The sequence below is a fragment of the Arthrobacter sp. Bi83 genome (assembly GCF_918698095.1).
Classification (GTDB): Bacteria; Actinomycetota; Actinomycetes; order Actinomycetales; family Micrococcaceae; genus Arthrobacter.
Genome location: NZ_CAKKLY010000001.1, coordinates 274,355 through 297,947 on the forward strand (window position 1 = coordinate 274,355; position 23,593 = coordinate 297,947).

Annotated in this window: 16 protein-coding genes; 5 read left to right on the forward strand and 11 right to left on the reverse strand. The window is 66.7% G+C overall.

Annotated features, from left to right (window positions below; all coding sequences use genetic code 11):
* Both LQ144_RS01315 and LQ144_RS01320 read right to left on the reverse strand, forming a co-directional pair.
* Nucleotides 1–744 carry a DUF5998 family protein gene (locus LQ144_RS01315; protein WP_230116755.1) on the reverse strand — a complete coding sequence of 248 codons (744 nt, stop codon included), beginning with the start codon at nt 742–744 and terminating at the stop codon, nt 1–3.
* 43 nt (nt 745–787) lie between these two features.
* Entirely contained in the window at nt 788–3,478 is a 2,691-nt protein-coding gene (locus tag LQ144_RS01320; protein WP_230116756.1) for a bifunctional GNAT family N-acetyltransferase/acetate--CoA ligase family protein, read from the reverse strand.
* A 55-nt stretch (nt 3,479–3,533) separates the two neighbouring features.
* Here LQ144_RS01320 and LQ144_RS01325 point away from each other — a divergent pair, with 55 nt between their 5' ends.
* On the forward strand, nt 3,534–6,047 hold the full coding sequence (locus tag LQ144_RS01325; protein WP_230116757.1) for a DNA topoisomerase IV subunit A: 2,514 nt from the start codon (nt 3,534–3,536) through the stop codon (nt 6,045–6,047).
* A 30-nt stretch (nt 6,048–6,077) separates the two neighbouring features.
* The gene (locus LQ144_RS01330) at nt 6,078–6,596 is read left to right on the forward strand and encodes a DinB family protein (RefSeq protein ID WP_230116758.1); all 519 of its coding nucleotides are present in this window, start codon (nt 6,078–6,080) and stop codon (nt 6,594–6,596) included.
* Nucleotides 6,597–6,643: 47 nt separating this feature from the next.
* Here LQ144_RS01330 and LQ144_RS01335 read toward each other — a convergent pair whose 3' ends face one another.
* The 5 genes from LQ144_RS01335 to LQ144_RS01355 are packed head-to-tail and all read right to left on the reverse strand — an operon-like array spanning nt 6,644 to nt 14,783.
* Entirely contained in the window at nt 6,644–7,657 is a 1,014-nt protein-coding gene (locus tag LQ144_RS01335) for an alpha/beta hydrolase (protein ID WP_230116759.1), read from the reverse strand.
* Between the two features lie 7 nt (nt 7,658–7,664).
* Nucleotides 7,665–8,636: a GNAT family N-acetyltransferase gene (locus LQ144_RS01340; protein WP_230116760.1), complete on the reverse strand. Its 972-nt coding sequence runs from the start codon at nt 8,634–8,636 to the stop codon at nt 7,665–7,667.
* Between the two features lie 9 nt (nt 8,637–8,645).
* Nucleotides 8,646–12,113, reverse strand: coding sequence for a thiol reductant ABC exporter subunit CydD (cydD, locus tag LQ144_RS01345; protein WP_230116761.1), 3,468 nt, complete (start codon nt 12,111–12,113; stop codon nt 8,646–8,648).
* Nucleotides 12,114–12,119: 6 nt separating this feature from the next.
* Nucleotides 12,120–13,169 (reverse strand): cytochrome d ubiquinol oxidase subunit II, encoded by a 1,050-nt coding sequence (cydB, locus tag LQ144_RS01350; RefSeq protein ID WP_230116762.1) that lies wholly within the window; start codon nt 13,167–13,169, stop codon nt 12,120–12,122.
* Between the two features lie 18 nt (nt 13,170–13,187).
* Nucleotides 13,188–14,783, reverse strand: a complete 1,596-nt coding sequence (locus LQ144_RS01355) for a cytochrome ubiquinol oxidase subunit I (RefSeq protein WP_230116763.1) — start codon at nt 14,781–14,783, stop codon at nt 13,188–13,190.
* A gap of 275 nt (nt 14,784–15,058) precedes the next feature.
* Between LQ144_RS01355 and LQ144_RS01360 the strand changes: the two genes are divergently transcribed.
* Nucleotides 15,059–15,445: a BlaI/MecI/CopY family transcriptional regulator gene (locus LQ144_RS01360; RefSeq protein ID WP_230116764.1), complete on the forward strand. Its 387-nt coding sequence runs from the start codon at nt 15,059–15,061 to the stop codon at nt 15,443–15,445.
* A 6-nt stretch (nt 15,446–15,451) separates the two neighbouring features.
* Nucleotides 15,452–16,438 (forward strand): M56 family metallopeptidase, encoded by a 987-nt coding sequence (locus LQ144_RS01365; RefSeq protein WP_230116765.1) that lies wholly within the window; start codon nt 15,452–15,454, stop codon nt 16,436–16,438.
* A gap of 28 nt (nt 16,439–16,466) precedes the next feature.
* Here LQ144_RS01365 and LQ144_RS01370 read toward each other — a convergent pair whose 3' ends face one another.
* The gene (locus LQ144_RS01370; RefSeq protein ID WP_230116766.1) at nt 16,467–18,575 is read right to left on the reverse strand and encodes a DNA topoisomerase IV subunit B; all 2,109 of its coding nucleotides are present in this window, start codon (nt 18,573–18,575) and stop codon (nt 16,467–16,469) included.
* A 225-nt stretch (nt 18,576–18,800) separates the two neighbouring features.
* Between LQ144_RS01370 and LQ144_RS01375 the strand changes: the two genes are divergently transcribed.
* Nucleotides 18,801–19,022 (forward strand): hypothetical protein, encoded by a 222-nt coding sequence (locus LQ144_RS01375; RefSeq protein ID WP_056628651.1) that lies wholly within the window; start codon nt 18,801–18,803, stop codon nt 19,020–19,022.
* A gap of 199 nt (nt 19,023–19,221) precedes the next feature.
* Here the strand turns inward: LQ144_RS01375 and LQ144_RS01380 are convergent, their stop codons facing one another.
* The 3 genes from LQ144_RS01380 to LQ144_RS01390 form a co-directional block, all read right to left on the reverse strand.
* Nucleotides 19,222–20,547, reverse strand: coding sequence for an RNA polymerase sigma factor (locus LQ144_RS01380; protein WP_230116767.1), 1,326 nt, complete (start codon nt 20,545–20,547; stop codon nt 19,222–19,224).
* A 278-nt stretch (nt 20,548–20,825) separates the two neighbouring features.
* Entirely contained in the window at nt 20,826–22,097 is a 1,272-nt protein-coding gene (locus tag LQ144_RS01385) for a DUF4192 domain-containing protein (RefSeq protein ID WP_230116768.1), read from the reverse strand.
* Nucleotides 22,098–22,237: 140 nt separating this feature from the next.
* Entirely contained in the window at nt 22,238–23,578 is a 1,341-nt protein-coding gene (locus LQ144_RS01390; protein WP_230116769.1) for an MFS transporter, read from the reverse strand.
* Nucleotides 23,579–23,593: the final 15 nt, after the last annotated feature.

The window sequence follows — 23,593 nt, forward strand, 5'->3', positions numbered from 1 at the left end:
TCAGCGCTGGTGTCCGCGGCTTAGGCGGTTCGAGAAGACGCCCATCCGGGGGCGCGGCTGCGATGCAGGGAGCCCGTGCGGAACGGGGGCAGCGGACGCCGTGTTGACGGCCCGCAATGCCCGGGCAAAAAGCTTGGCGTCCTGGACCGCCTGGAGTCCGTCGGCCTCGGCGCTGATGCGCAGGACGATGTCCTCCTGGGCAATGGTTCCGCTGTAGCCGTGGTCTGCCTCGCACTGAGGGTCGCCGCAGCTTGCCGGGCCCATCTCGAGCCTCTGGCCGCCGGACCAGGCGATGGCCAGCGTGACTTCACGCACGGGGTCCGAGGGCTTGTAGTTCTGCGGCTGCGCGTACATGTAGCTCAGCACCACGGAACGGATCTGCGTCACGGGTACGGACTCCGTGGAAATCTGCGCCACGATCTGTTCGCCCGCGTCATCGAGCTGCTGGTCGTCCACATGCGTGATCACCAGCATGTCGTCGGTAAGCACCAGCACGGTGATGTGCCGCCGGACTTCGGCGCGGTCGAAATGCGTTTCGAGGTGCACAAGGTGCGCCACGCAGTCCCGTCCGTCAAGTGCGTCATCCACGACGTCGGCCACCAGTCGCGGGTAGAAGCCGGCCTGCTGAAGGGCCCCGTCCAGGCTCTGGCCCTGGGCCGTGTGGTTGTGTGAGCTGTGGTGAACGGAAGCCTGGGGGCTGTGGTCGGGCGCTTGAGGCTTCGAGGTGGGAGGCTGGGAGCTCATTTCCCCATTTTCACAGATCGGCTTGGCACATGCTAACCCGGGGTCAGCTGCTCATGGCACGGCGGGCACTGTCCGTGCGCTGGGCAGCGTTGCCGATCCGGACGTCCGCGCCCAGTATGAAGGCGCCCCGCGGTGTGGCCAGGACCGGGTTGAACTCCACAAGGGCAATTTCCGGATGGGTGTCCTTGAGCCGGGAAAGACGCGCGGCGAGGTCTTCAAGCGCGGCAACGTCGACGGCCGGAAGCCCCTGGTAGCCGAAGAGCTTGCGGGACGCCCTGGGGCTCCGGATGAAGTCCCGGAGATCCGCACCGTACAGCGGCGGCACCCGGTGTGCCCAGTCGTCCAGCAGGTTGACGGCATCGCCCGCGAGCCCGAACGAGACAACCGGCCCCAGCAGCGGGTCCTCGATGGCGCGGAATGTGCAGGCCTGGCCCACCGGCGCCATTGTCTGCACCTCCAGCGACGAGGAACCGTAAGGCTCGAGTGCGCGCCGCATCTGCTGAATGTTCAGCCGGAGGGACTCTGGGTCCTGGATGTCCAGCCTCACGCCGCCAAGGTCGAGCCGGTGCCGCAGCATCGGATCGGTGGTCTTCAGCGCCACCGGCCAGCCCAGCCGGTCCGCGGCTTCTACGGCTTCCTCTGCCGTTTCGAATCCGGCGGAGGGCAACACCTCGACGCCGTAGTGCCCCAGCAGGCGCGCAGCGTCCGCCGGGGCAAGCTCCTTCAGCTGTTCGCCTTTGACATCCGTGAGCATCAGTTCCAGGTCGGCGTGGGCGGCTTCGGGGTCACAGCCCTCCGGGTCTGCGAAGAGCCCCTGGTCACGGTTCGCCCACTCGGCGTACCGCACCACCGCGGAGAGCGCGGCGACGGCCGCCCCCGGGTTTGAGTAGCACGGGACCGGTTCCGCCCGGGCATCCTCCCCCACCATGCCCTCCACATAGACAGAGGGGTCCAGAATGCCGGTGAACGCTGCCACCACGGGTTTACCGGCCTCGGCCGAACAGGCGGCGAGCGCGGCCGCGATCTTCTCCACTGTCAGGCCCCTTGCCGGCAGGAAAGCCACCACAGCCGCGTGCACGGCGTCCTGCGACAGGATCTCGCGCAGGCGGCCCTGCAGGGCAGGCAGCGCACGCGACATGCCGGTGTCAAGATCCAGGTCGGCCGCGATCTCTTCCACGCCGAGGCCGTGGGCCGCCGCACTGTCCGCCACCACCTTTCCCAGCGCCTTGGAGTTGCTGAAGACCGCGACGCCGGCACCCTTGGGGAGCGGCTGGGCGGAGACAATCTGCGCAACATCCATGAGCTGTTCGATGGTCTCCACGCGGATGACGCCGGCCTGGCGCATCATGGCGTCCACGGCGCCGGCGGGCGCCTGCGTGGTGCGCACCGCATGCCCGGGAGGCAGCTGCAGGCCCATGGAGCTGGACTTGGCAACGATGACGGGCTTGATGCGGGCCAGACGGCGGGCCAGCCGCGAGAACTTGCGCGGGTTGCCGATCGACTCCAGGTACAGACCCACGGCGGTGGTATCGGCGTCGTCCTCCCAGTACTGCATCATGTCGTTGCCGGAGACATCTGCCCGGTTGCCGGCCGAGAGGAACGTGGAAATGCCGACGCGGCGGCGGCTGGACGCGGCATAGACGGCGACCCCGATCGCGGCGGACTGGCTGAAGAGGCCAAGGCCGCCGCGCCTGGCCAGGCTGGGGGCCATCGAGGCGTTCAACGACACCGCGGGATGCGTGTTCACCATGCCCAGCGATGCGGGGCCGATCACGCGCATGCCGTTGGCCCGGGCTTGCCGTACCAAAGCCTGCTGGCGCACCAGGCCGCGGTCGCCGTCCTCGGCAAACCCCGCCGACGCCACGACGATCCCCTTGACGCCGGCGGCCGCACACTCGTCCACCACTTTGGGGACTTCCTCGTAGGGCACGGCCACAATGGCGAGCTGCACGGGCCCGGGTACCTCCGAGAGGCTGCCGAAGGACAGCATCCCAGCGAGCTCCAGCGCTTCGGGGTTGATGGCATAGACCGGGCCGGTGAAGCCTGCCTCAATGATGTGTTCCAGCAGTTGGTACCCCACGGTGCCCCACTTGCGGCTGGCCCCGATGACCGCAACCGACGACGGCGCCAGCAGGTCCTGCACGCTCCTCGCCTCCGCACGGTGTTCCCGGGCTTCCATCACCGCCCGCGACTTGTCGGTGGGATCGATGTTGAACTCCAGGCTGACGACTCCGTCGTCAAAATGGCGTTTGACGTCATAGCCTGCGTCGGAAAAGACCATCAGCATTTTTCGGTTCTCCGGCAGAACCTCCGCGGCGAACCTCCGGATTCCGTTTTCGCGGGCGGCGGCTGCCAGGTGCTCGAGCAGGATGGAGCCGATGCCGCGGCCCTGGTGGGCATCGGCGATGTTGAAGGCCACCTCGGCTTCGGCCGGATCGTCGAGCCGGTCGTAGCGGCCGATCCCGATGATTTCCCCGCCGATGGTGATCACGAATGCCACCCGGTTGCGGTAGTCGACCTCCGTGAACCGCTTGAGCTCCTTGCTCGAGAGCCGGGCCTTGAACGCGAAGAACCGCATGTAGATTGAGTTCTGCGACTGTCCGGCATGAAAGGCTTGAACGGCGTCAGCATCCGAGGGATGAATGGGCCGCAAGTGTGCCGTCCCGCCGTCCCGCAGGACGACATCGGCTTCCCAATATTCCGGATATACGCCGTCCCCGGGCTGATCCACCATAGGCTTAGCCTAGCTAAGACTCCCGAAGTGCACCCCAAAAGGATTTACCAGCCCCATGGCCCGCCGCCAGACTTCAGCCCCGTCAGGGGAAACCGCCCAGGACTACACCGAAAACATCGTAGACATTGACGTCACTTCCGAGATGGAAGGCTCCTTCCTGGAGTATGCCTACTCAGTCATCTACTCCCGGGCACTGCCCGATGCCCGCGACGGCCTCAAACCGGTCCAGCGGCGCATTCTGTACATGATGAGCGACATGGGCCTGCGGCCGGACCGCGGCCACGTCAAGAGCGCCCGTGTGGTGGGCGAGGTCATGGGCAAGCTCCACCCGCACGGCGACACCGCCATCTACGATGCGATGGTCCGGATGGCCCAGGATTTCTCGCTGCGGCTTCCGCTCATCGACGGACACGGCAACTTCGGGTCGCTCGACGACGGCCCTGCGGCGCCGCGCTACACGGAGGCCCGCCTCGCGGCGGCGGCCCTGACGCTGACCGACCACCTCGATGAAGACGTGGTGGACTTTGTCCCGAACTATGACAACCAGCTCACCCAGCCGGATGTCCTGCCGGCCGCGTTCCCCAACCTGCTGGTCAACGGCGCCACGGGCATTGCTGTGGGCATGGCCACCAACATGGCGCCGCACAACCTCGTGGAGGTCATCTCCGCTGCCCGGCACCTGATCGCCAACCCGGACGCCACCCTGGAAGACATCATGAGGTTCATCCCGGGTCCCGATCTCCCCACGGGCGGCCGGATCGTGGGCCTGGACGGCATCCGGGACGCGTACGCCACCGGCCGCGGATCCTTCAAGACCCGCGCCAAGGTGGAGGTGGAGCAGCTGTCTGCCCGGCGGACGGGCATCGTCGTGACCGAACTCCCCTACATGGTGGGCCCGGAGAAGGTGATCGAGAAGATCAAGGACGCCGTCAACGGCAAGAAGCTTGCCGGAATCAGCGACATCATTGACCTCACCGACCGCAAGCACGGCCTGCGCCTGGTGATCGAGCTGAAAAATGGTTTCAACCCAAACGCGGTGCTCCAGCAGCTCTACCGGTACTCGCCCATGGAAGATTCCTTCGGCATCAACAACGTCACTTTGGTGGACGGGCAGCCGCAGACCCTGGGCCTGCTGAAACTGCTGACGGTCTATGTCGACCACCGCCTCAACGTGGTCCGCCGCCGGACCGCGTTCCGGCTGGGCAAGAAGAAGGACCGCCTGCACCTGGTGGAGGGCCTCCTGATTGCCATCGTGGACATCGATGAAGTCATCCAGATCATCCGGTCCTCGGATGAGGCGTCAGCGGCGAGGGAGCGCCTGATGTCCATCTACGACCTCTCCGAGGTCCAGGCCAACTACATCCTGGAACTCCGGCTGCGCCAGCTGACCAAGTACTCCCGGATCGAACTCGAGAAGGAGCAGGACCAGCTCCGCCGCGAGATCGAGGAGCTCGAAGCCATTCTTGGTTCCGACGCGCTGCTGCGTGAACTGGTTTCCGGGGAACTCGCGGAAATTGCGGAGAAATACGGCACTCCCCGGCGCACGGTATTGCTGGAATCCGAGGCCGTCTCCCCCACCGTCGCTGCGGCGGCCGCCCCCGGCGTCAAGGGCAAGGCCGCGCCGCTGGCCTTGGAGATAGCGGATGATCCCTGCTGGGCCATCCTTACGGCATCGGGCCAGATAGCCAGGACGTCCAACCAGGACAGCCTCGCGGAAGCCGGGCCGCGCTCCAAGCATGATGTGTTCCGCTCCGTCATCAAGACCTCGGCCCGGGGTGAGATCGCCGCAGTCACGTCGCAGGGGCGCATGCTGCGCATCCAGGTCATGGACATGCCCGTCCTCCCGCCGATGTCCGGCCTGCCGAACCTCGCCGGCGGCGTGCCGGCCAAGGACTTCATCACGCTGCTGAAGGGCGAAACACTCGTCGCTTTTGCGCCGCTGGATGAGGTCCTGGCCATCGGGACCGCGCAGGGGGTCATCAAGCGCGTGCAGCCTGACTACCCGCTGAACCGGGAAGACTGGGAGGTCATCGCGCTCAAGGACAAGGACGCAGTGGTGGGTGTGGCGCCCGCGGGTTCCGACGACGCCGACCTCGTGTTCCTGACGCGCCAGGCCCAGCTTTTGCGGTTCAACGCGGCAAGTGTCCGCCCCCAGGGGCGGACCGCCGGTGGCATGGCCGGCATCAAGCTTGCGTCCGGCGACCAGGTGATTTTCTTTGGTTCCGCCGCCCCCGGCGACGAGGCCGCCGTCGTCGTCACGATTTCCGGGACCGACGGCGCCCTGCCGGGCACGGCGCCGGGCGCCGCGAAGGTCACGGCGTTGTCCGAGTACCCGGCCAAGGGCAGGGCCACCGCCGGGGTCCGGGCACACCGGTTCCTGAAGGGCGAGGACACGCTGCTGCTGGCCTGGGCCGGCCACGGCCCGGCAAAGGCCTCGTCCTTGGCCGGGGTGGCCCGTTCCCTTCCCCAGGAACACGGGCGCCGGGACGGTTCCGGCATTCCGCTCTCGCAGGCTGTGGAGGCGATCGGGCCCAGCATGACGTGGCCTGAGGCGGAGCAGCCGGGCTGACCGCGCTGCCGGCGGGCCTAGACTACTGCCATGCCTATCATCCCGGATGAAAAAGACTGGACCTGGGTCCTCTCCCGCCCGTGCAGCGAATGCGGCTTCGACGCCTCGACGGTCACGCCGTCCACGGTGCCTGGCAGCGTGGAAAACATGCTCCCCCGGTGGCGCGCTGTTCTGCGCCGTCCGGGCGCTGCTGAGCGCCCCGATGACAGCACCTGGTCGACCCTCGAATATGCCTGCCACGTACGCGATGTTTTCAGTCTCTTCGACCGGCGCCTGAACCTGATGCTCACCGATGACAACGCCCGCTTTGAAAACTGGGACCAGGACCGGACGGCCGTGGAGAGCGATTACGCCGGGTCAGATCCCGCCGCGGTCAGTGCCGAGCTGACGGCCGAGGGCGAACAGGTGGCCGCCTCCTTTGCCCGGGTCAGGGAATCCCAATGGGGCAGGACCGGGCTCCGCAGCAACGGTTCGGAATTCACGGTGCTGACGCTCGCGCAGTATTTCCTGCACGACGTTACCCACCACCTGTCGGATGTGGAGGGCTAGCCTGAATTAGGCCGGGCCTCCCGCTGGCCCTGCGCTTCGGGTATTGGTCAGTGATCTTTGGCGAGGAACGTGGTGATCAGTTCCGCCATGCGCTTGGACTGGGTCCAATGCAGGTAGTGTCCACCGTCGAGCGTCACGATCTCGTGGCCCCTCACGTTGTTCAGCAGCTTTTCCGCAGCGCGCTGTTTGGTTTGGGTTTCGGGTGTCTTTTCGTCTGAGATGAAGGCAAGTACGGGCAGCCCATCGGGATACTTGACGCCCCTGAGGGCGGCAGCGTTGTTTCCGATTCGGGCCGTTTCGTCGACCACAGCTTGGTTCCCGAAGTTCCAGCTCTGCATCAGGCGCATCCGCTCCAGTTCGTCTGCCGTGTAGGCGTCGCCGTCGGGGTTGACAAGGCCGGGGGCCACTGAACCCACGATGCGGACCAGCCCCGTGACAGAGGGGATCCGTTCCCAACTGGCATCCTGCAGCGGCAGCTCGACGGGTCCGCTCTCCGCTTTCGGTATGGTGGCATCGATTCCGATCACCGCCGACACTTCCTTCGGGTAGCGGTTCGCGTAATCCAGCGTGTAGAAGCCGGCGATCGAGTGTCCTGCCAGGACATAGGGCCGCTTGATGTTGAGTTTGGTGAGCACCTCGTGGAGCTCCTTGCTGATGTTCTCGGTGCTGCGCTCCCGGGCGCTCATGTCGCTGTAGCCGTAGCCGAATCCCTCCACCACGGTGACGTCGAAGTTGCCAAGTTCCCGGATCAGGGGTGCGAAGTCGAGGGCGGGTGCCGCCGTCCCGAGGCCGCTGAGGAGAACGAGCGGTTGGCCGGTGTGTCCGTTCCGGTACACGTTGAGGGCGCCGCTGCTGATCTGGATTCTTTCGCCATACGCCGCGATGCTGGATTTCTCTGCCCGCTCAAAAAGCAGGTTGGCTGCCGTCGAGGCGAGTCCCAACACCACGGCGATGAGTGCCACGATGCCGGTGACCCGCAACCAGCGCCTCGGCCTCTTGTAGCCGGCACCGGGCGCGGTAACTGCCGGCGGCCTGGCAGTTCTGTGAGGAAATATGCGCATGACGGGCCTAGAGAACCTTGTCCCACGCCAGGCTTCTGTTGACCGGCTGGTAGCCCATCTTGAGGTACAGTGCCAGCGCTCCCGTGGGATTTTCGGAGTCGACATCCAGTGACGCCACGTCGAGCCCAGCCGCAGCGAACCGCCGCATCGCATCCGCCAGCAGCGCGCGTGCAATGCCGCGGCCGCGGAATTTCCGGCGCACGCCGAGCAGATCGGTGTAACCCTCGCTGAACCCGCGCGTCACGGCACTTTCCTGGTCATGGGCGGCCAGCTGGTAGCCCGCCACCTTGCCGGTGCTGCGTTCCAGCACCACGGCGCTGAGGTCGGGGCGGGCCTGCGGGTCGTTGACGACATATCCCCAGGATTCTTCGTCCTTGGGTTCGCTGCCCCAATGGTCGCGGAAAGCGTCGTTGTGCGCGAGCCGTACGGCTTCGCTGAGTTCGGGATCCATGGTCACGAGCTCAAGGTCCGGGCCGAGGACCGCCTCCGGCAATGGCGGGGTCAGCGGCCGGTGCATCTCGTTGAAGTAGCGGACCACCTCGTAACCGCGCGCGGTGAAGAGCGCCGCCTGGTGCTCGTGCTGCTGCTCGTTGTGGATCCGCAGCCTGGCTGTGACGCGGCCGCCCACGGCGACGTCCTCCAAAAAGCGCTGCCACGCCCTGGCCTCAAGCCACCCGAGCGGATCCACGCAGCCGAAGCCGTACGACTTATCGCTGGACGTGTTCTTGGTAATGCGCGCGTACGCCCGTGGAACACCCTCCGAATCAAATCCCAGCACGGTGTTGTCCTCCGGCGGATTCTTCCGGGACTCCATGAGCTGCTCGAGGTCCGGCCGGTGCTCAAACCACACCGGTTTCTCGACTGCCGCCGTCCGGGCGATGAGCGCCGCCCACGCATCAAGGTCCCGGGCCCCGGCGCTCCTCCACCGCAGCCCTGGAAAGTCAACGGTGCAGCCGGCGGCTACGTCTGATCGCGTCATGGGAACAGGCTAGCCGGACGCCAGCGAGGGCGCCATCACCTCAGCATCGGTGGAATTGCCGCTCTGGCGAAGGGCCAGGAGTGCGTCCCCGGGACTGATGTCGGCGGGGTTGTGTGTCACCAGCACCACCGTGCGGGAACGGAGCCCGGCGCGGAGGTCGGCCATCAGCGCACGGCCGGATTCGGCGTCGAGGTGGGCCGTGGGCTCATCCAGCAGGATTACCTCGGCTTTGGTCATCAGGGTGCGGGCCACGGCCAGCCGCTGCCGTTCGCCGCCGCTGAGAAACGCGCCACCCGGTCCGATCCTGGTGTCGAGGCCGGCGTCCAGCCGGCCCAGCAGCGGGTCCAGGCCCACTGCCGTGACCGCCTCGCGCATGTCCCGTTCGGCGTCAGCCGCCGAGACTTGCTTTTCCGGGCGTGCCAGCAACAGATTGCCCCTGATGGTCGAGTCGAAGAGGTGTGCCTCCTGAGGGCACCAGGCCGCGGCCCCCGTGACCGCGATGCTTCCTCCACGGGCCGGCAGGAAGCCGAGCATGACCGCCAGCAGCGTGGACTTGCCTGCCCCCGAGGGGCCGGTGACGGCCAGCCAGCGGCCAGGTTCCGCCGCTGCGGACAGGTCGCTGAACACGGGGGCACCGCCGGGCCACGCGGCCGACAGCCCGGCCAGTTCGATGCCCGGACGGCAGCCCGTGCGGGCGTCCGGCAGGACTAGTGCGTCCGTGTCCGGTCCCCCGGCACCGAGTACACCCGACTCGCTGACGCGGCGCAGCACCGCGCGCAGCGCCGGAAACTGGCGTACCGCCGTCGTCATGGCGGCAAAAGGTTCCACGAGCGCCAACTGCAGAAGAACCACGACGGCGACCGTGGGGGCCGCGGCGGCGCCCGCCAGGACCTGTGGTGCTGCCAGCACGGAGCCGGCAAGGGCCCCCGCGCCGCAGGCTGCCACCGTAATGGCCTGGCCGAGCCCCTCGGCCCATGCCGAGCGCTGGGAAGCGCGGGTTGCCGCGCGGTCCTCGGCGCGGATGTCGTGGAGCACCGGCGCTGCCGCACCGTTGGCGTGAAGTTCCGCCCGTGCGTCGAGGGCCGCCGCGACCCGGCGGAGGACCCCCGACCGGAGACGCTGTTCTGTGCCGGCCGACATCCGGTCGGCAAACAGCGCAGCCGCGGGCGCCACGACAAGGCTGACGGCCGCCGAGGCCAGGACCGCAGGCAGGGCAGCCGGCACCAGCCAGGCCGATGTGCCGGCCGCGACTGCGGCCACCGCCACGGCGGTAACGGGCGGAAGGACCACCCGTGGCAGCAGGTCCCGGACGGTGTCGACGTCGTCAATGACCACTCCGAGGACGTTGCCGCCCTGGAGCAGGCGCCGCAGTGACAGGGCCCGCCGGCTGAGGGACTCCCACAGCCGGCCGCGCAGCATGGTCAGTGACGCAAAGACCGCTTCATGGAGCACCAGCCGTTCGCAGTAGCGCAGGACGGCCCGGCCGATTCCGAAGAACCTGACGCCCACGATGGCCGAAAGCAGGTACAGGATGGGAGGCTGTTCGCTTGCCCTCAGGATCAGCCAGCCGGACAGCCCGGAGAGGGCAATGGCAAAGAGTGAAGCCAGGGTTCCCACGACTCCGGCTCCGGCGAACCTGCCGCGCACCGGCGCGAGCAACCTGGCCAGCAAACCGGCCGTCGGCGGCGCCGCAACAGGCGGCACCGTCTGCAGGTGCTGCGTGGACGCCGTCAGCTCCGTGGCAGGGATGGCCGGCGGCGTGTCCGTGCCGGTCCCGGCTCGCACCGGCGCGGGCGCCTCGATGGCGACGGCAGTTCCGGCGCGGGCCGCCGCGGTGTGGGAGTCCCCGGGGATGTCTGCAGAGCCGGCAAGCGGAACGATATGGTCCGCCAGCTCGCGCGTCTGCCGGTCGTGGGCTACGAGGATCACCGTCGCCCGGCCACGGAGGTGCCGGATGGCGTCGTGGACCACGTCGGCGGACGCCCGGTCCAGGTGCGCGGTGGGCTCGTCGAGCAGCAGCACGGTGGCCCCCGCTTCGATCCGGGCCAGGCCCCGGGCCAGCGCAACGCGGCGCAGTTCCCCGGGACTCAGTTCGGCGGCATGCTTACCTGCCAGGTGTGCCGCACCGGCTGCGGCGAGGCACCGCTGGACTGCGCCGGCCCGGTGGCCGTCATCCACGCGACTGCCCGTCAACGGGCGGGCTGACAGGTACAGCAGCATCTCCTCCCGCACCGTGTCCGCAACCATGACCGGGTGCTGTGGCACCCACGCCACCTCATCCGGGGAGAAGCCGTCAACAGTGCCGCTGACTTCGGTGCCGCCTCCCGAGCCGATGATGCCCGCGAGGACACCGAGAATGCTGCTCTTGCCCGCGCCGCTGGGGCCGTCCAGCGCCGTCACGCTGCCGGCCCGCGCGGAAAAGCTGACGGGCCCGACGGCGGTACCCTCCCTGCCGGCGTAACTGACGGAGAGTCTGCTGACTGTCAGGTCAATAAGCTGCTGCCGTCGCCCAGCCGCGGCAGGCCCGGGTTCGAGCCGCTGCTGCTCCGGTGAATCAAGCACCGCCGTGGTTTCGGCGAGGGCCGCGCGGCCGTCGTCGCTCGCATGGTGGGCCGTTCCCAGCTCCCGGAGCGGAAGATAGCAGTCAGGAGCCAGGATCAGCGCGAGGAGTCCGGCTTCCAGTGCCATCTCACCGTGTACCAGCCGCACGCCGATGAACACGGCGACCACCGCCACCGAAATCGTCGCGATCAGCTCGAGTGCCAGGGCAGAGAGGAACGCGGTCCGGAGTGTTCCCATGGTGCGGGACCGGTACTCCTCGGAGATGTCTTCAAGAGCCCGGCGCTGCGCCGAGGCCCGGCCCAGCCCAACCAGGACGGGCAGGCCTTTGGCCAGCTCCAGCATGTGCCCGGACAGCCGGGACAACGACGCCTGCGCGTCCCGCACTCTGTCTTCCGTGTAGCGGCCGATCAGCACCATGAACAGCGGCACGAGCGGCACCGTCAGCACAATCACCACCGCACTGACCCAGTCGGCAAAAAGGATCCGGGCGCCGAGCAGCAGCGGGATGGCCGCGCAGTTCACCAGAGCAGGAAGGAACTGCGTGTAGTAGCTGTCCAGGGCATCGAGGCCCCGGGTCGCCAGCACGGCCAGGCCGCCGTCCGCGGGGCCCGCAGACCGGACACCGTTCCGCAGGGCTTTCTCCAGGAGCTGCGAGCGGAGCTCCTCCTTGACGCCGAGGGCGGCCCGGCGGGAAGCGACACCCTGGGCCCAGACAGCAGCCGCCCGGAGGACAACACCGGCCAGTCCCCAGCCCAGCTGGTCAGCCCAGGCGGGATCCCGCACTATGAGGCCGGCCAGGACGGAGGCCACTGCCTGGCCCATGAGCACCAGCGCGAGGGCCTTCAACGCCGCGAGCAGGCCAAGACCGTAAAGGGCGGTGCGCGTTGAAGGGCCGCCGGGGAACTGCTGTTTCACGGGTCCTCAGTCGTTCCGGGCCAGGGCCTTGGCGGCGATCGCGGGAAGGAAGCTGTGCGCCTCCGGGATATGGGCGGCACTGACCCGGCGGCGGAACACCCAGTAGGTCCAAGCCTGGTAGGCGATCACCAGCGGGAGCCCGACGCACGCCACGATGCTCATCAGCCCCAGGGTGTAGTCCGAGGACGAGGCGTTGGTGACGGTGAGGCTGAACGCAGGATCGATAGTGGACGGAAGGACTACCGGGAACACGGCCCCGAAGATCGAAGCTGCTCCGCACAGCAGGAACACTCCGACGGCCAGGAAGGCCAGCCCTTCGTTGCCCTTTCGCCCCTGGAGCCAGGCGGTTGCCGCGGCACCCACGGCGACGGCGAGGATGGCCACGGTCCACAGCTCCCCGCTCAGGAGCTGCACGCTGATGGCCCAGCCGGCCATGGGAAGGAGCAGGACGGGAAGGAGCCGCACAAACCAGCGGCGGGCGCGGTGGCGGACGTCGCCGTCGGTCTTCAGTGCCAGGAACGCGAGGGCGTGCAGCAGGGCGAAGCCTGCCACCGCGAAGCCGCCGAGCAGCGCATACCCGCTGAACCAGGAGAAGGGGCCGCCGTCGCGGTCGCCGTTGCTGTTCAGAGGCAGGCCAGTGGTGGTCAGTGCCAGCGCCGCGCCGACCCCGAAGGCAGCGAGGAAGGACCCGCCGGCGATGGCCCAGTCCCAGGTGTTGCGCCACCGGTCGGTGTCCACCTTGCCCCGGTACTCGAAGGCAACGGCCCGGAAGATCAGTGCCACCAGGACGAGGAGCAGCGGCAGATAGAGGGCTGAGAACAGGGAGGCATACCAGAACGGGAAGGCGGCGAAGGTGGCGCCGCCCGCGGTCAGGAGCCAGACTTCATTCCCGTCCCACACTGGCCCGATCGTGTTGAGCAGCACCCGGCGCTCGGTGTTGTTGCGGGCGAAGAGCTTCATGAGCATCCCCACGCCGAGGTCGAAACCCTCAAGGAACAGGTAGCCGGTCCAAAGGACGGCGATGGCGATGAACCAGATCGTGGGCAGAAGTTCCATGGTCGGTATCCTCAGCTCTTAGTAGGCGAATGCCAGGACGTCGTCGGAGGATCCGGGCTTGCCGCCTGGACCGGGCGTGGCGTCCTCGTTTTCGTCGATGGGTGCGTGCACGAGTTCCGGCATGGCAGAAACGACGCCGCCGCGGATGTACTTGACGAGCAGTTTCACCTCTACAACCAGCAGCACGGCGTACACGGCCGTAAGGACAATGAGCGACGTCAGGAGTTCACCGGCGGAGACGCCCGGGGAGACCGCGGCGGCGGTGAACATGAACACTTGGTCAATTCCGTTGAGGTCAGGGTTGGGGGCGACGACGAACGGCTGGCGGCCCATCTCCGTGAAGATCCAGCCTGTCGCGTTGGCACCGAACGGGGCGAGGATTCCGAAAACTGCCAGGCGCATGAGCCAGCGCGACTCAGTGACGGTGCCCTTGCGGGTGAGCCACAATGCCACGAGTGCTGCCAAGGCTGCCAGCCCGCCGAAGCCGATCATGGCACGGAAGCCCCAGTAGGTGACCTCCATGACCGGAACGTACTGGATCTCCTGGCCGGCCCGTTCGCCGTAGATGGGGTTGTCCGGGAGCGTGGTGCCGTAGTCCGCCTTGTACTGTTCCAGCAGGCTGTTGACGCCCTTGACCTCGGTGGTGAAGTCCCCCTTGGCGAGGTACGAGAGTATGCCCGGGACCTCGATCACGGCTTTGATCTCATCGCAGTTCTTCGAGCCGAGGTTGCCCACGCTCAGCACGGAGAACCCGGTGCCGTCATGGCAGGCGGCTTCGGCGGCGGCCATTTTCATGGGCTGCTGCTCGAACATCAGCTTGCCCTGCAGGTCGCCGGTAAGGGCGGTGCCCGCGAAGGAGATCATGGCGACGACGGCCCCGATCCGCAGGGAGCGGATCCAGACGGTGTGGTCGGCACGGTCACGCCCGGCAATGGCCGCTTCGCCCGGGATCACGCGGCCGTCAGGCCCGACGGTGTCGATGCCGTCACGGCGGCGCCGCCAGAGGTGGTACCACGCAATGCCGAGCAGGAACCCGCCGGCCACGGCAAGGGCGCCGAAGAGGGTATGCGGGACGGCCACGAGGGCCGTGTTGTTGGTGAAGACGGCCCAGGCATCGGTCATGTGGGGCCTGCCGTCGACCATCCTCACGCCCACGGGGTGCTGCATCCAGCTGTTGGCCACGATGATGAAGTACGCCGAAAAGACGGAACCAATCACGGCGATCCAGAGGCAGGCCAGGTGCACGCCTTTCTTGAGCTGCTTCCAGCCGAAAATCCAGAGGCCCAGAAAGGTGGATTCGACGAAAAACGCGAGCAGTGCCTCGAGTGCCAGTGGTGCCCCGAAGACATCCCCCACAAAGCGGCTGTACTCGCTCCACGCCATGCCGAACTGGAACTCCTGGACGATTCCGGTGGCCACGCCCATGATGAAGTTGATGAGGAACAGCTTTCCCCAGAACTTGGTCATGCGCAGGTAGGCCGGGTTCCCCGTGCGGAACCAGATTGTCTGGATCACCGCCACGACGAGGCCCAGCCCGATCGTCAGTGGCACCATCATGAAGTGGTAGACGGTGGTGATGCCGAATTGCCAGCGTGCGATTTCCAAGGCTTCCAAGGCGGTCCCTACTTTTTTGCTAGGTCTCAAGCTCTCAAGCGCTGTTTTCTACGTAGCGTAGAACATCAACTTCTACAGAGTGTAGAACACTGCTCCGACGCTGTAAACATCGTTACACCGCCGCCGGCAGCCTGCAACGAGCAGCGGCGCGCCGGATGTTCTACCTCATGTAGAAAGAACGGCGCAAACGCGCTAGATTTGGAGGTGAAGAATCGTAATCGGAGCACGGGGCGGCCAGCCGGCCGCCGGCGATGCGTTGTCAGAAGGATGTACAAATGGCAAGTCTTGGGGAACTGGAACGGGCAGTGATGGACCTGCTCTGGGCTGGCCAGGAAGCAGCGACTGCCAACACTCTGCGCGACATGCTCGCGCTGAGCACGGCAGCACACGGCGGCGCGGCAGGACACGTGGGCAAAGACCTTGCGGTCACCACGGTCCTGACGGTGCTCTCCCGCCTCGAAAAGAAGGGCCTGGTTGAACGCGAACGCGGCACACGGCCCCACCGGTATCAGGCGGTGTCGAGCCGCGAAGACCATACCGCCGAGCTCATGCACGAAGTCCTGGGATCGGCTCCGGACCGCGAGGCCGTACTTGCCCGGTTTATCGGTTCCGTGACGGAAAGTGAAGCTGAGACGCTGCGCAAACTGCTTGGCCACAGCTAGCGGACGATGTTCTGGACCTCATACTTCCTGGCGGTCCTGGCGATAGTACTGGCCTGGCCGGTACCTATCCTTCTTTCCCGCGCCCAGTGGCCGGCCCGGGATCCGTTTACCGCCATGCTGCTGTGGCAGGCCATCGGCCTCGCCGGCGGCCTGTCGATGATCGGCGCCATGCTGGTGTACGGTCTGGAGCCTGTCGGCGACAATCTGATCGCCGGGTTGCGGGCACTGGCCGGAATGGTGCTCCAGAACGCTCCCACCACCGCACTCGGCTTCTGGCACCTCTTCGCACTGTCGGCGGCGGCGCTGCTGACGGCGCATCTCGTGTTCACGCTGCTGCTGACGTATTTTAAGATCGGGCGGCAGCGCCGGCGGCACCGCGAACTGCTGGCACTGTTGGCCTCGCCGTCCGCTGACGGCACGGGCACCATGGTGATCAACCACGATTCTCCCGTGGCTTATTGCCTGCCGGGCGGAGCACGGTCCGTCACGGTGCTCTCCGACGGGCTATTGGCGGCCCTGGAACCCGCCGAACTGCGGGCGGTGCTGATTCATGAGAACGCCCACCTGAACCAGCGGCACCACCTCCTGCTGTGGGCGTTCGCTGCCTGGCGCCAGGCCCTTCCCTGGCTGCCCACGACGCGCCTGGCACAGGAAGCCGTCAATTCCCTGATCGAGATGCTCGCGGATGACGTTGCCCTCAAGTCGGAGAGCAAAGCCACGCTGATCAAAGCCATAGCAATCGTGGCCAGCGGATCCGCCGTCCCGCAGGCGGCCCCGGTCATGGGACCGGCCGGACTTTCCGATTCCGGCCTGCAGTTTCCCGAGGGTGCCGGCGGCGCCGGCCCGGCCGGCACGACGGCGTCCCGCGTCAGCCGACTTCTCTCACCGCGTCCGCCGCTTCCGGGTACCCTCCGGGCTGCGGTGCTGGCCGTGTGCATCCTGCTGCTGGCGATGCCCACCGCTCTGCTGATAGTGCCCGGCCTGCTGGGCTGAGCCGGCCCGCCGGGCCGCTTCGCCGCGGTCAGGCGTCGATGCGCTCCCGGTCCAGGCTGGCTGCCCCCGCTATGATGAAGTCCTTCCGCGGCGCCACGTCCGATCCCATCAGCAGGTCGAAGGTGGCCTCCGCGCGCTGGGCGTTCTCGATGTTCACCTTGCGGAGCATCCGGTGCCGGGGATCCATGGTGGTTTCGGCGAGCTGTTCTGCGTCCATCTCCCCCAGGCCCTTGTAGCGCTGGATCGGTTCCTTGTACCGCTTGCCCTCCTTGGCGAGCCTGGCCAGCAGTGTGTGAAGCTCGGCCTCCGAGTAGGTGTAGATCATCTCGTTGGCCTTCTGGCCGGGGTTGATGACTTCCACCCGGTGCAGCGGCGGCACGGCTGCGAAGACTCTGCCCTCCTCTACCATGGGGCGCATGTAGCGGAAGAACAGCGTGAGCAGCAGAGTGCGGATGTGGGCGCCGTCGACGTCGGCGTCGGTCATCAGGATGACTTTCCCGTAGCGGGCCGCCTCGATCGCGAAGCTGCGGCCCGAGCCCGCCCCGACCACCTGGATCAGCGCGGCACATTCGGCGTTGGACAGCATGTCGCCCACCGAGGCCTTCTGGACGTTGAGGATCTTTCCGCGGATGGGCAGCAGCGCCTGGAAGTCGGAGGACCGTGCCAGCTTCGCCGTGCCCAGGGCGGAGTCGCCCTCAACGATGAACAGTTCGGAGCGGGCAACGTCGTCGGTCCGGCAGTCCGCCAGCTTGGTGGGCATTGACGACGTCTCAAGCGCGGTCTTGCGGCGCTGCGTCTCCTTATGGACGCGGGCCGAGATGCGCGACTTCATCTCGCTGACGATCTTCTCAAGCAGCAGCGCTGACTGCGCCTTGTCGTTGCGGTTTGCGGAGTTGAGTTTGGCGGAGATCTCCCGCTCCACCACCCTGGCCACGATCGCCTTGACCGCCGACGTACCCAGGATTTCCTTGGTCTGGCCCTCGAACTGCGGTTCGGCGAGCCTGACAGTCAGGACGGCGGTGAGGCCGGCGAAGATGTCGTCTTTCTCGATTTTGTCGTTGCCGGCCTTCAGTTTCCTGGCGTTGGTCTCCACGGCCTTGCGGAATGTCTTGACCAGTGCCTGCTCGAAGCCTGCCTGGTGCGTGCCTCCCTTGGGGGTGGAGATGATGTTGACGAAGCTGCGGACGGCGGTGTCGTAGCCGATCCCCCAGCGCAGGGCGACGTCCACCTCACAGTCACGTTCCACTTCGGCCAGCTTGCTGTGGCCTTTGTCGTCCAGCACCGGGACGGTTTCCTTGAACTTGCCGGCCCCGTGCAGCCGCCACACGTCAGTGACCCCCGAGTCAATGGCGAGGAATTCCACGAATTCGGAGATGCCGCCGTCGTGGTGGAACACCTCCTCATGGGGACCGTGTTCCCCCGGGGTACCGGGAACTTTGCGTTCGTCGCGGACGGTCAACTTCAGACCAGGAACCAGGAAGGAGGTCTGGCGGGCTCGGGCGGCCAGTTCCTCGTAGGAGAACTTGGCGTCCGTGGTGAAGATCTGCCGGTCGGCCCAATACCGGATCCGCGTTCCGGTGACGCCGCGCTTGGCCTTGCCTACGATGTCAAGCACCGAATCGTCCACAAAGGGGGTGAAATCGGCCGCCGGATCGGGCCGGGGGCCGCTGTCCTTAAACCGCCCGGGCTCGCCCCGTCGGAAGGACATCTTGTACGTCTTTCCTCCGCGGTCCACTTCCACATCGAGCCGGGCGGACAGCGCGTTGACCACCGACGCGCCCACGCCGTGCAGGCCGCCCGAGGCAGTGTACGAGCCGCCGCCGAACTTGCCGCCGGCGTGCAGCTTGGTAAAGACGACCTCCACGCCGGTCAGGCCGGTCTTGGGTTCCATGTCGACCGGGATGCCGCGGCCGTCGTCGTGGATCTCCACGGAGTTGTCGGCGTGAAGGATGATCTTGATGTCGTGGCCAAAACCGGCCAGGGCCTCATCCACCGAGTTGTCGATAATCTCCCAGAGGCAGTGCATGAGGCCCCTGGAGTCCGTGGAACCGATGTACATGCCCGGACGCTTGCGGACGGCCTCCAGGCCCTCCAGCACCGAAAGGTGGCGTGCGGTGTAATCAGAACTCGGTGTCACAGGTGGTGCACTCCTTCAGCGGCGGGCCGGCTAAGGCATAAAACGACTCCTTCCAGCCTAGTCCCGCGGCCCCTTTGCCCCCGGCTGCCACTCCCGCCGGAGCACCCGGCGGCCCTGGTTCGTTACGCAGACGTGATACGCGCACAGCGAAAGTGACACATCCTTGCCATGCTTTGGCGCCGAATACTGGTTATATAGATGTACAGATCTACTAAGGAGGCCGACATGACAACAGCAGTTGCCGACCGCACACTCACCGCAGCTGACCGGTGCGACCGTTGCGGTGCACAGGCATACGTCCGGGTTGTACTCGAGTCCTCCGGAGGTGAGCTGCTCTTCTGCGCTCACCATTCACGTGCCGTCGAAGCGACGCTCAAGCCGCTGAGTTCGGACTGGCACGACGAGACGGGCCGGCTTCATGAGAAAGCACCGGTACCGGTCGACTAGACCACGCAGCTGAGTCGACTAGACCACGCAGCTGAAAAGCTCGAAGCAAAAAAGCCAGGGTTCCCGAAAGGGACCCTGGCTTTTTTCTGTCCGGAATCAGGAACGGGATCAGCGCCCTCCGGCTGAAAAGCGAAAGCCAGGGCCGCCGCCGGTTTGTCCGGCGGCGGCCCTCGCCTTGGAGCTACTGGTCCAGAATGTCCTAGTCCAGGTAATCCCGCAGGACCTGGGACCGCGACGGGTGCCGCAGCTTGGACATGGTCTTGGATTCGATCTGGCGGATGCGCTCACGGGTGACGCCGTAGACCTTGCCGATTTCGTCTAAAGTCTTCGGCTGGCCGTCCGTGAGGCCAAAGCGCATGGCAACCACGCCGGCTTCGCGCTCGGAGAGCGTATCCAGCACCGAGTGGAGCTGTTCCTGCAGCAGTGTAAAGCTCACGGCGTCGGCCGGAACCACGGCTTCGGAGTCCTCGATAAGGTCGCCGAACTCGGAGTCGCCGTCCTCGCCGAGCGGGGTGTGCAGGGAGATCGGCTCGCGGCCGTACTTCTGGACTTCGACAACCTTTTCGGGGGTCATGTCCAGCTCAAGGGCCAGCTCCTCCGGCGTGGGTTCGCGGCCGAGGTCCTGCAGCATCTGGCGCTGCACGCGGGCAAGCTTGTTGATGACTTCCACCATGTGCACCGGGATGCGGATGGTGCGGGCCTGGTCCGCCATGGCGCGGGTGATGGCCTGGCGGATCCACCAGGTGGCGTAGGTCGAGAACTTGAAGCCCTTGGTGTAGTCGAACTTCTCGACCGCACGGATGAGGCCCAGGTTGCCTTCCTGGATGAGGTCCAGGAACAGCATGCCGCGGCCGGTGTAGCGCTTGGCCAGGGACACCACGAGGCGGAGGTTGGCTTCGAGGAGGTGGTTCTTGGCGCGCTTGCCGTCGTGGATGATGAATTCGAGCTCGCGCTTGAACTTCGGATCCATGGAGCCGTCGTCGGCGTTGATCTTCTCTTCGGCGAACAGGCCGGCCTCAATGCGGAGAGCGAGGTCAACCTCCTGTTCGGCGTTAAGGAGTGCAACCTTGCCGATCTGCTTCAGGTAGTCCTTGACGGGGTCGGCGGTCGCACCTGCCGACATGACCTGCTGGACAGGAGCGTCGTCGTCGTCGGCATCGGAGTAGACAAATCCTGAACCTGTCGGCGCAGCAGCAGCCTTGCCGGTCTCGTCGCCTTCTTCAACAAGGTCGGCGGCGTCAGGCGATGCATCCTCGAGATCTTCGTCGGCTTCATCGACGTCATCGTCCGATGTCGAACGGCTTCCGGCAGCTTCGGCTGCGGCCTTGGCGCCGGGCTTGGGGCCACGCTTCTTCGGTTCGGGCTTAGCGGCGGACGTTACGTCGCCACCGGCGACGGCAGCATCCTTGACGGCCTTATTGGCGGCACGGGTAGCTGCACGCTTGGCGTTGGTTGCCGCCTTCTTGTCCTCGGCAGACACATCGGCCTGGGCGGCGGGTTCCTTCTTCGCGGAAGACGGGGTCACAGAAAACCTTTCTAGCGGCGGTCTGTGGAATCACCATACGGGCAACACCACTATGACCCTGTCAAGTCCGTGATTGACATCAGGTGCAACCACGACCGACAGAGCCATTAAGTAGAACTGCCGGAGCGGCCGCAATGTTCCCGTTTCCGGTTCCACTGCAAGCACTGATTCACGGACCCAACCGGGTCTCGGCAACCATTGTCTCATGATTTTCCCAATCAGGGGCCGATGCGACCGTAAGGGCAGCCGACGGGCAACCCTCCGCGGGAGCGGCTGCGCTAGGCGGCGTCCGTTCCGAATTTCTGCCAGGCCGCCTCCCGCCTGGCCGCCCAGCCGCAGATGGTTCCCCGGCGGACCACCTCGGAAAGAAGTTCCGCCAGCCTGTATCCGGGGGTCGCCTCCAGTGCCCGGTCCAGCGAGGCGTGGGCAAAGGAGCCCCTCCCCCGGCACCATTCGATCCACCCCTTGGCGGTCCATGCCGCTGCCTGCGCCTCGCCGGGGCCGCAGGACACGAGCTGCAGCATCACATCCTCAAGACATTTCATCCTGCTCCAGTCCGGCAGATCCGGGCTCAGGCCCAAGAGGACCTCGCCATAGCCGGGAATGGTGGCCGGCTCGGGCTTCCCGCCGGAAGTCGCATCATCGGCCGCGCCCGACGCCCCCGGGGCTGAGGCCGCCAGTCCTCCAGGCCGTTCGGCCTCCGGCAGTCCCGCAAATGACGGACCCATCGCCGGGGGGCCCGGCCGGCCCGAGAAGATGCCGAATTGCTCGGCACCGGCCACGGCTGCAGGTCGCCCCGCCGCCGCCATCACCAGGACTGCGTCGCGCCAGGAGGGTACGCCAAGGGTCGCGCGCAGGAAGCCTGCAAGGTCGTCCGGCAGTTCGGCGCCGGATTTGGCACCCAGCGCCAGTTCCCAGGCGTCCAGCACCCTGTCGAACTGGGGACGGCTGGTCCGCCGGGTGCAGAGCTCGGCCGCCCAGTGCCGTTCAGATGCCAGCACCGCAGGATGCGGTCCCGAGGCGCCGCCGCCGGCTGGATCGTCTCCGGGCGGCGACCCGACGCTGCTGCCCAGATACACCATCTCTGCGTTGAGGCGGCTGTCGCGGATCTCGGCTACGGGACGTCCCGGCAGGGGGCAGCAGCCGGTGTCAGTGCAGTACACGTTCCGCCAGTACTGCTCGCCTACGTACCAGGCGTCCCGCACCGGCATTCCGGCCAGTCCAAGAGCGGATTCGAGATCTGCCAACAGTGCCCGGTTGACGCGGGGCCCGGCGTCCTCCGCCCAGCCGACGTTCGTGAAGAACATCAGCAGCGTGCCGTCGGCGTCGTTGTCCGCGAGAAGGTAGTCGGCCACGGCGCGGGCGAAGTCTTCCCGTCCGCGCCTGGATGCCGCCGCCTCCGGCAGGTCGACCCGGAGCGTGGCCCCAAGCCGCTTTCCCTGCATGGTCATGGCCACAAGGCTGCGGGATGGCCAGTACCCCAGCGTGTGCGGTACATATCCGAGGATGTCTTCGGGGCCGTTAATGGTCAGGTGCTGGGGTGCGGTCATGCCTCCAGCCTCCAGCAGTCCATTACCGCCCGGTAGGTCCGGCTTTCGGCATGTGGATCAATGCCGGATGTGGAGGGATAGTGTCAGCCGTCAGCCGCGGAACTGCGAGGCGGCGGTCCGCCCGGCAGCGGACCGAAATGCTAGCCGGGAGACGAGGACTTGCGCCGGGCGTTCCGCGCCCTGCGCTGCTCGGCCATGGCCTGGAGCAGCGGCGGAACCACCACCCCCTGGGCTGCCATCTGCCGGCGCACCTTGCGGCGGACCGCCAGCATGGCGACGGACCCGATGCCAAGGATCAGGAAGTGCACGGACAGGGCGACGCGGAACGGTTCGAGGCCATACAGCACCCCGTGGGAGAACCCGGTGGAGTACAGGATGTCCAGGACGGCGCCGATCAGGAAGATGGCGACGAGGGCGGCGACGAAACCGCCCACATTGACGATGCCGGTGGCGGTACCGATGCGGTGCGCCGGATTAAAGGTGCGGGCGAAATCGAAGCCGATCATGGACCCTGGCCCTCCGATGGCCAGCACCACCACAAGCCCGGCAAGCAGCCACAAGGGTGAGCGGCCTGGGTAGAGGAGCACCGCCGCCCAGGCCGCGGCCGTAGCCGCGACCAGGAGGAGAACCATGGTGGAGCGCCGGAGGGGGTGCCGTGACACAAACCGCCCGATCAGCGGCCCGGCGCCGATGGCACCGGCCACGTAGAGGGACATGAGCGCGGCCACGGTGCCGGCGTCCAGGCCCTGCGCCGAAATCAGGAAGGGATATCCCCAGGTCATGGCGAACACGGTGCCGCTGAACTGGATAGTGAAGTGACTCCACATGCCAAGCCGGGTGCCGGGCTGCTTCCAGGCCCGGGACAGCGAGACGCCGGTGGCCCGCAGACCCTTTGTTGACTGCTGCTGGGGAGTACCTGGCGGTGCGTCCTGCAGCAACAGAGTGACGAAGACCACTGCGACGCCGGACAGCCCCGCCAATGACAGAAAGGCGGGGCTCCAGCCGGCAGTATGCAGAATGAAGGCGAACGGCACCACACTGAGCAGCTGCCCGAGTTGCCCCGACATCCCGGTGAGCTGGGTCAGCAGCGGCACCCGGGCTGGGGCAAACCAGAGCGGGATCAGCCGGATGACGGAGATGAACGTCATGGCGTCGCCGGCGCCCACCAGCACCCGGCCGAGCGCGCCGGCAGGGACGCTTTCCGCGAAGGCGAGCTGGAGCTGGCCGAGCCCCATGAGCACGGCGCCGCCGGCAATCATGGCCCGGGACCCGAACCTGTCCACGAGGACGCCCACGGGGATCTGGAGCGAGGCGTAGACCAGCAGCTGCAGCACCGTGAAAAACGAAATTGCCGAGGCGCTGGCATGGAACCGCTCGGTGGCCTCGAGGCCCACCACGCCAAACGACGTACGCTGGGTCACAGCCACCAGGTAAGAGAAAATACCGATGGACCAAATGAGCCAGGCGCGGGGTGCAGTCACCTTTTTATTATGCCC

Excerpts from the sequence above, each read along its gene's own strand:
- LQ144_RS01315 (WP_230116755.1), bottom strand. The coding sequence starts at position 744 with ATGAGCTCCCAGCCTCCCACCTCGAAGCCTCAAGCGCCCGACCACAGC.
- LQ144_RS01320 (WP_230116756.1), bottom strand. The coding sequence starts at position 3,478 with ATGGTGGATCAGCCCGGGGACGGCGTATATCCGGAATATTGGGAAGCC.
- LQ144_RS01325 (WP_230116757.1), top strand. The coding sequence starts at position 3,534 with ATGGCCCGCCGCCAGACTTCAGCCCCGTCAGGGGAAACCGCCCAGGAC.
- LQ144_RS01330 (WP_230116758.1), top strand. The coding sequence starts at position 6,078 with ATGCCTATCATCCCGGATGAAAAAGACTGGACCTGGGTCCTCTCCCGC.
- LQ144_RS01335 (WP_230116759.1), bottom strand. The coding sequence starts at position 7,657 with ATGCGCATATTTCCTCACAGAACTGCCAGGCCGCCGGCAGTTACCGCG.
- LQ144_RS01340 (WP_230116760.1), bottom strand. The coding sequence starts at position 8,636 with ATGACGCGATCAGACGTAGCCGCCGGCTGCACCGTTGACTTTCCAGGG.
- cydB (WP_230116762.1), bottom strand. The coding sequence starts at position 13,169 with ATGGAACTTCTGCCCACGATCTGGTTCATCGCCATCGCCGTCCTTTGG.
- LQ144_RS01360 (WP_230116764.1), top strand. The coding sequence starts at position 15,059 with ATGGCAAGTCTTGGGGAACTGGAACGGGCAGTGATGGACCTGCTCTGG.
- LQ144_RS01365 (WP_230116765.1), top strand. The coding sequence starts at position 15,452 with ATGTTCTGGACCTCATACTTCCTGGCGGTCCTGGCGATAGTACTGGCC.
- LQ144_RS01375 (WP_056628651.1), top strand. The coding sequence starts at position 18,801 with ATGACAACAGCAGTTGCCGACCGCACACTCACCGCAGCTGACCGGTGC.
- LQ144_RS01385 (WP_230116768.1), bottom strand. The coding sequence starts at position 22,097 with ATGACCGCACCCCAGCACCTGACCATTAACGGCCCCGAAGACATCCTC.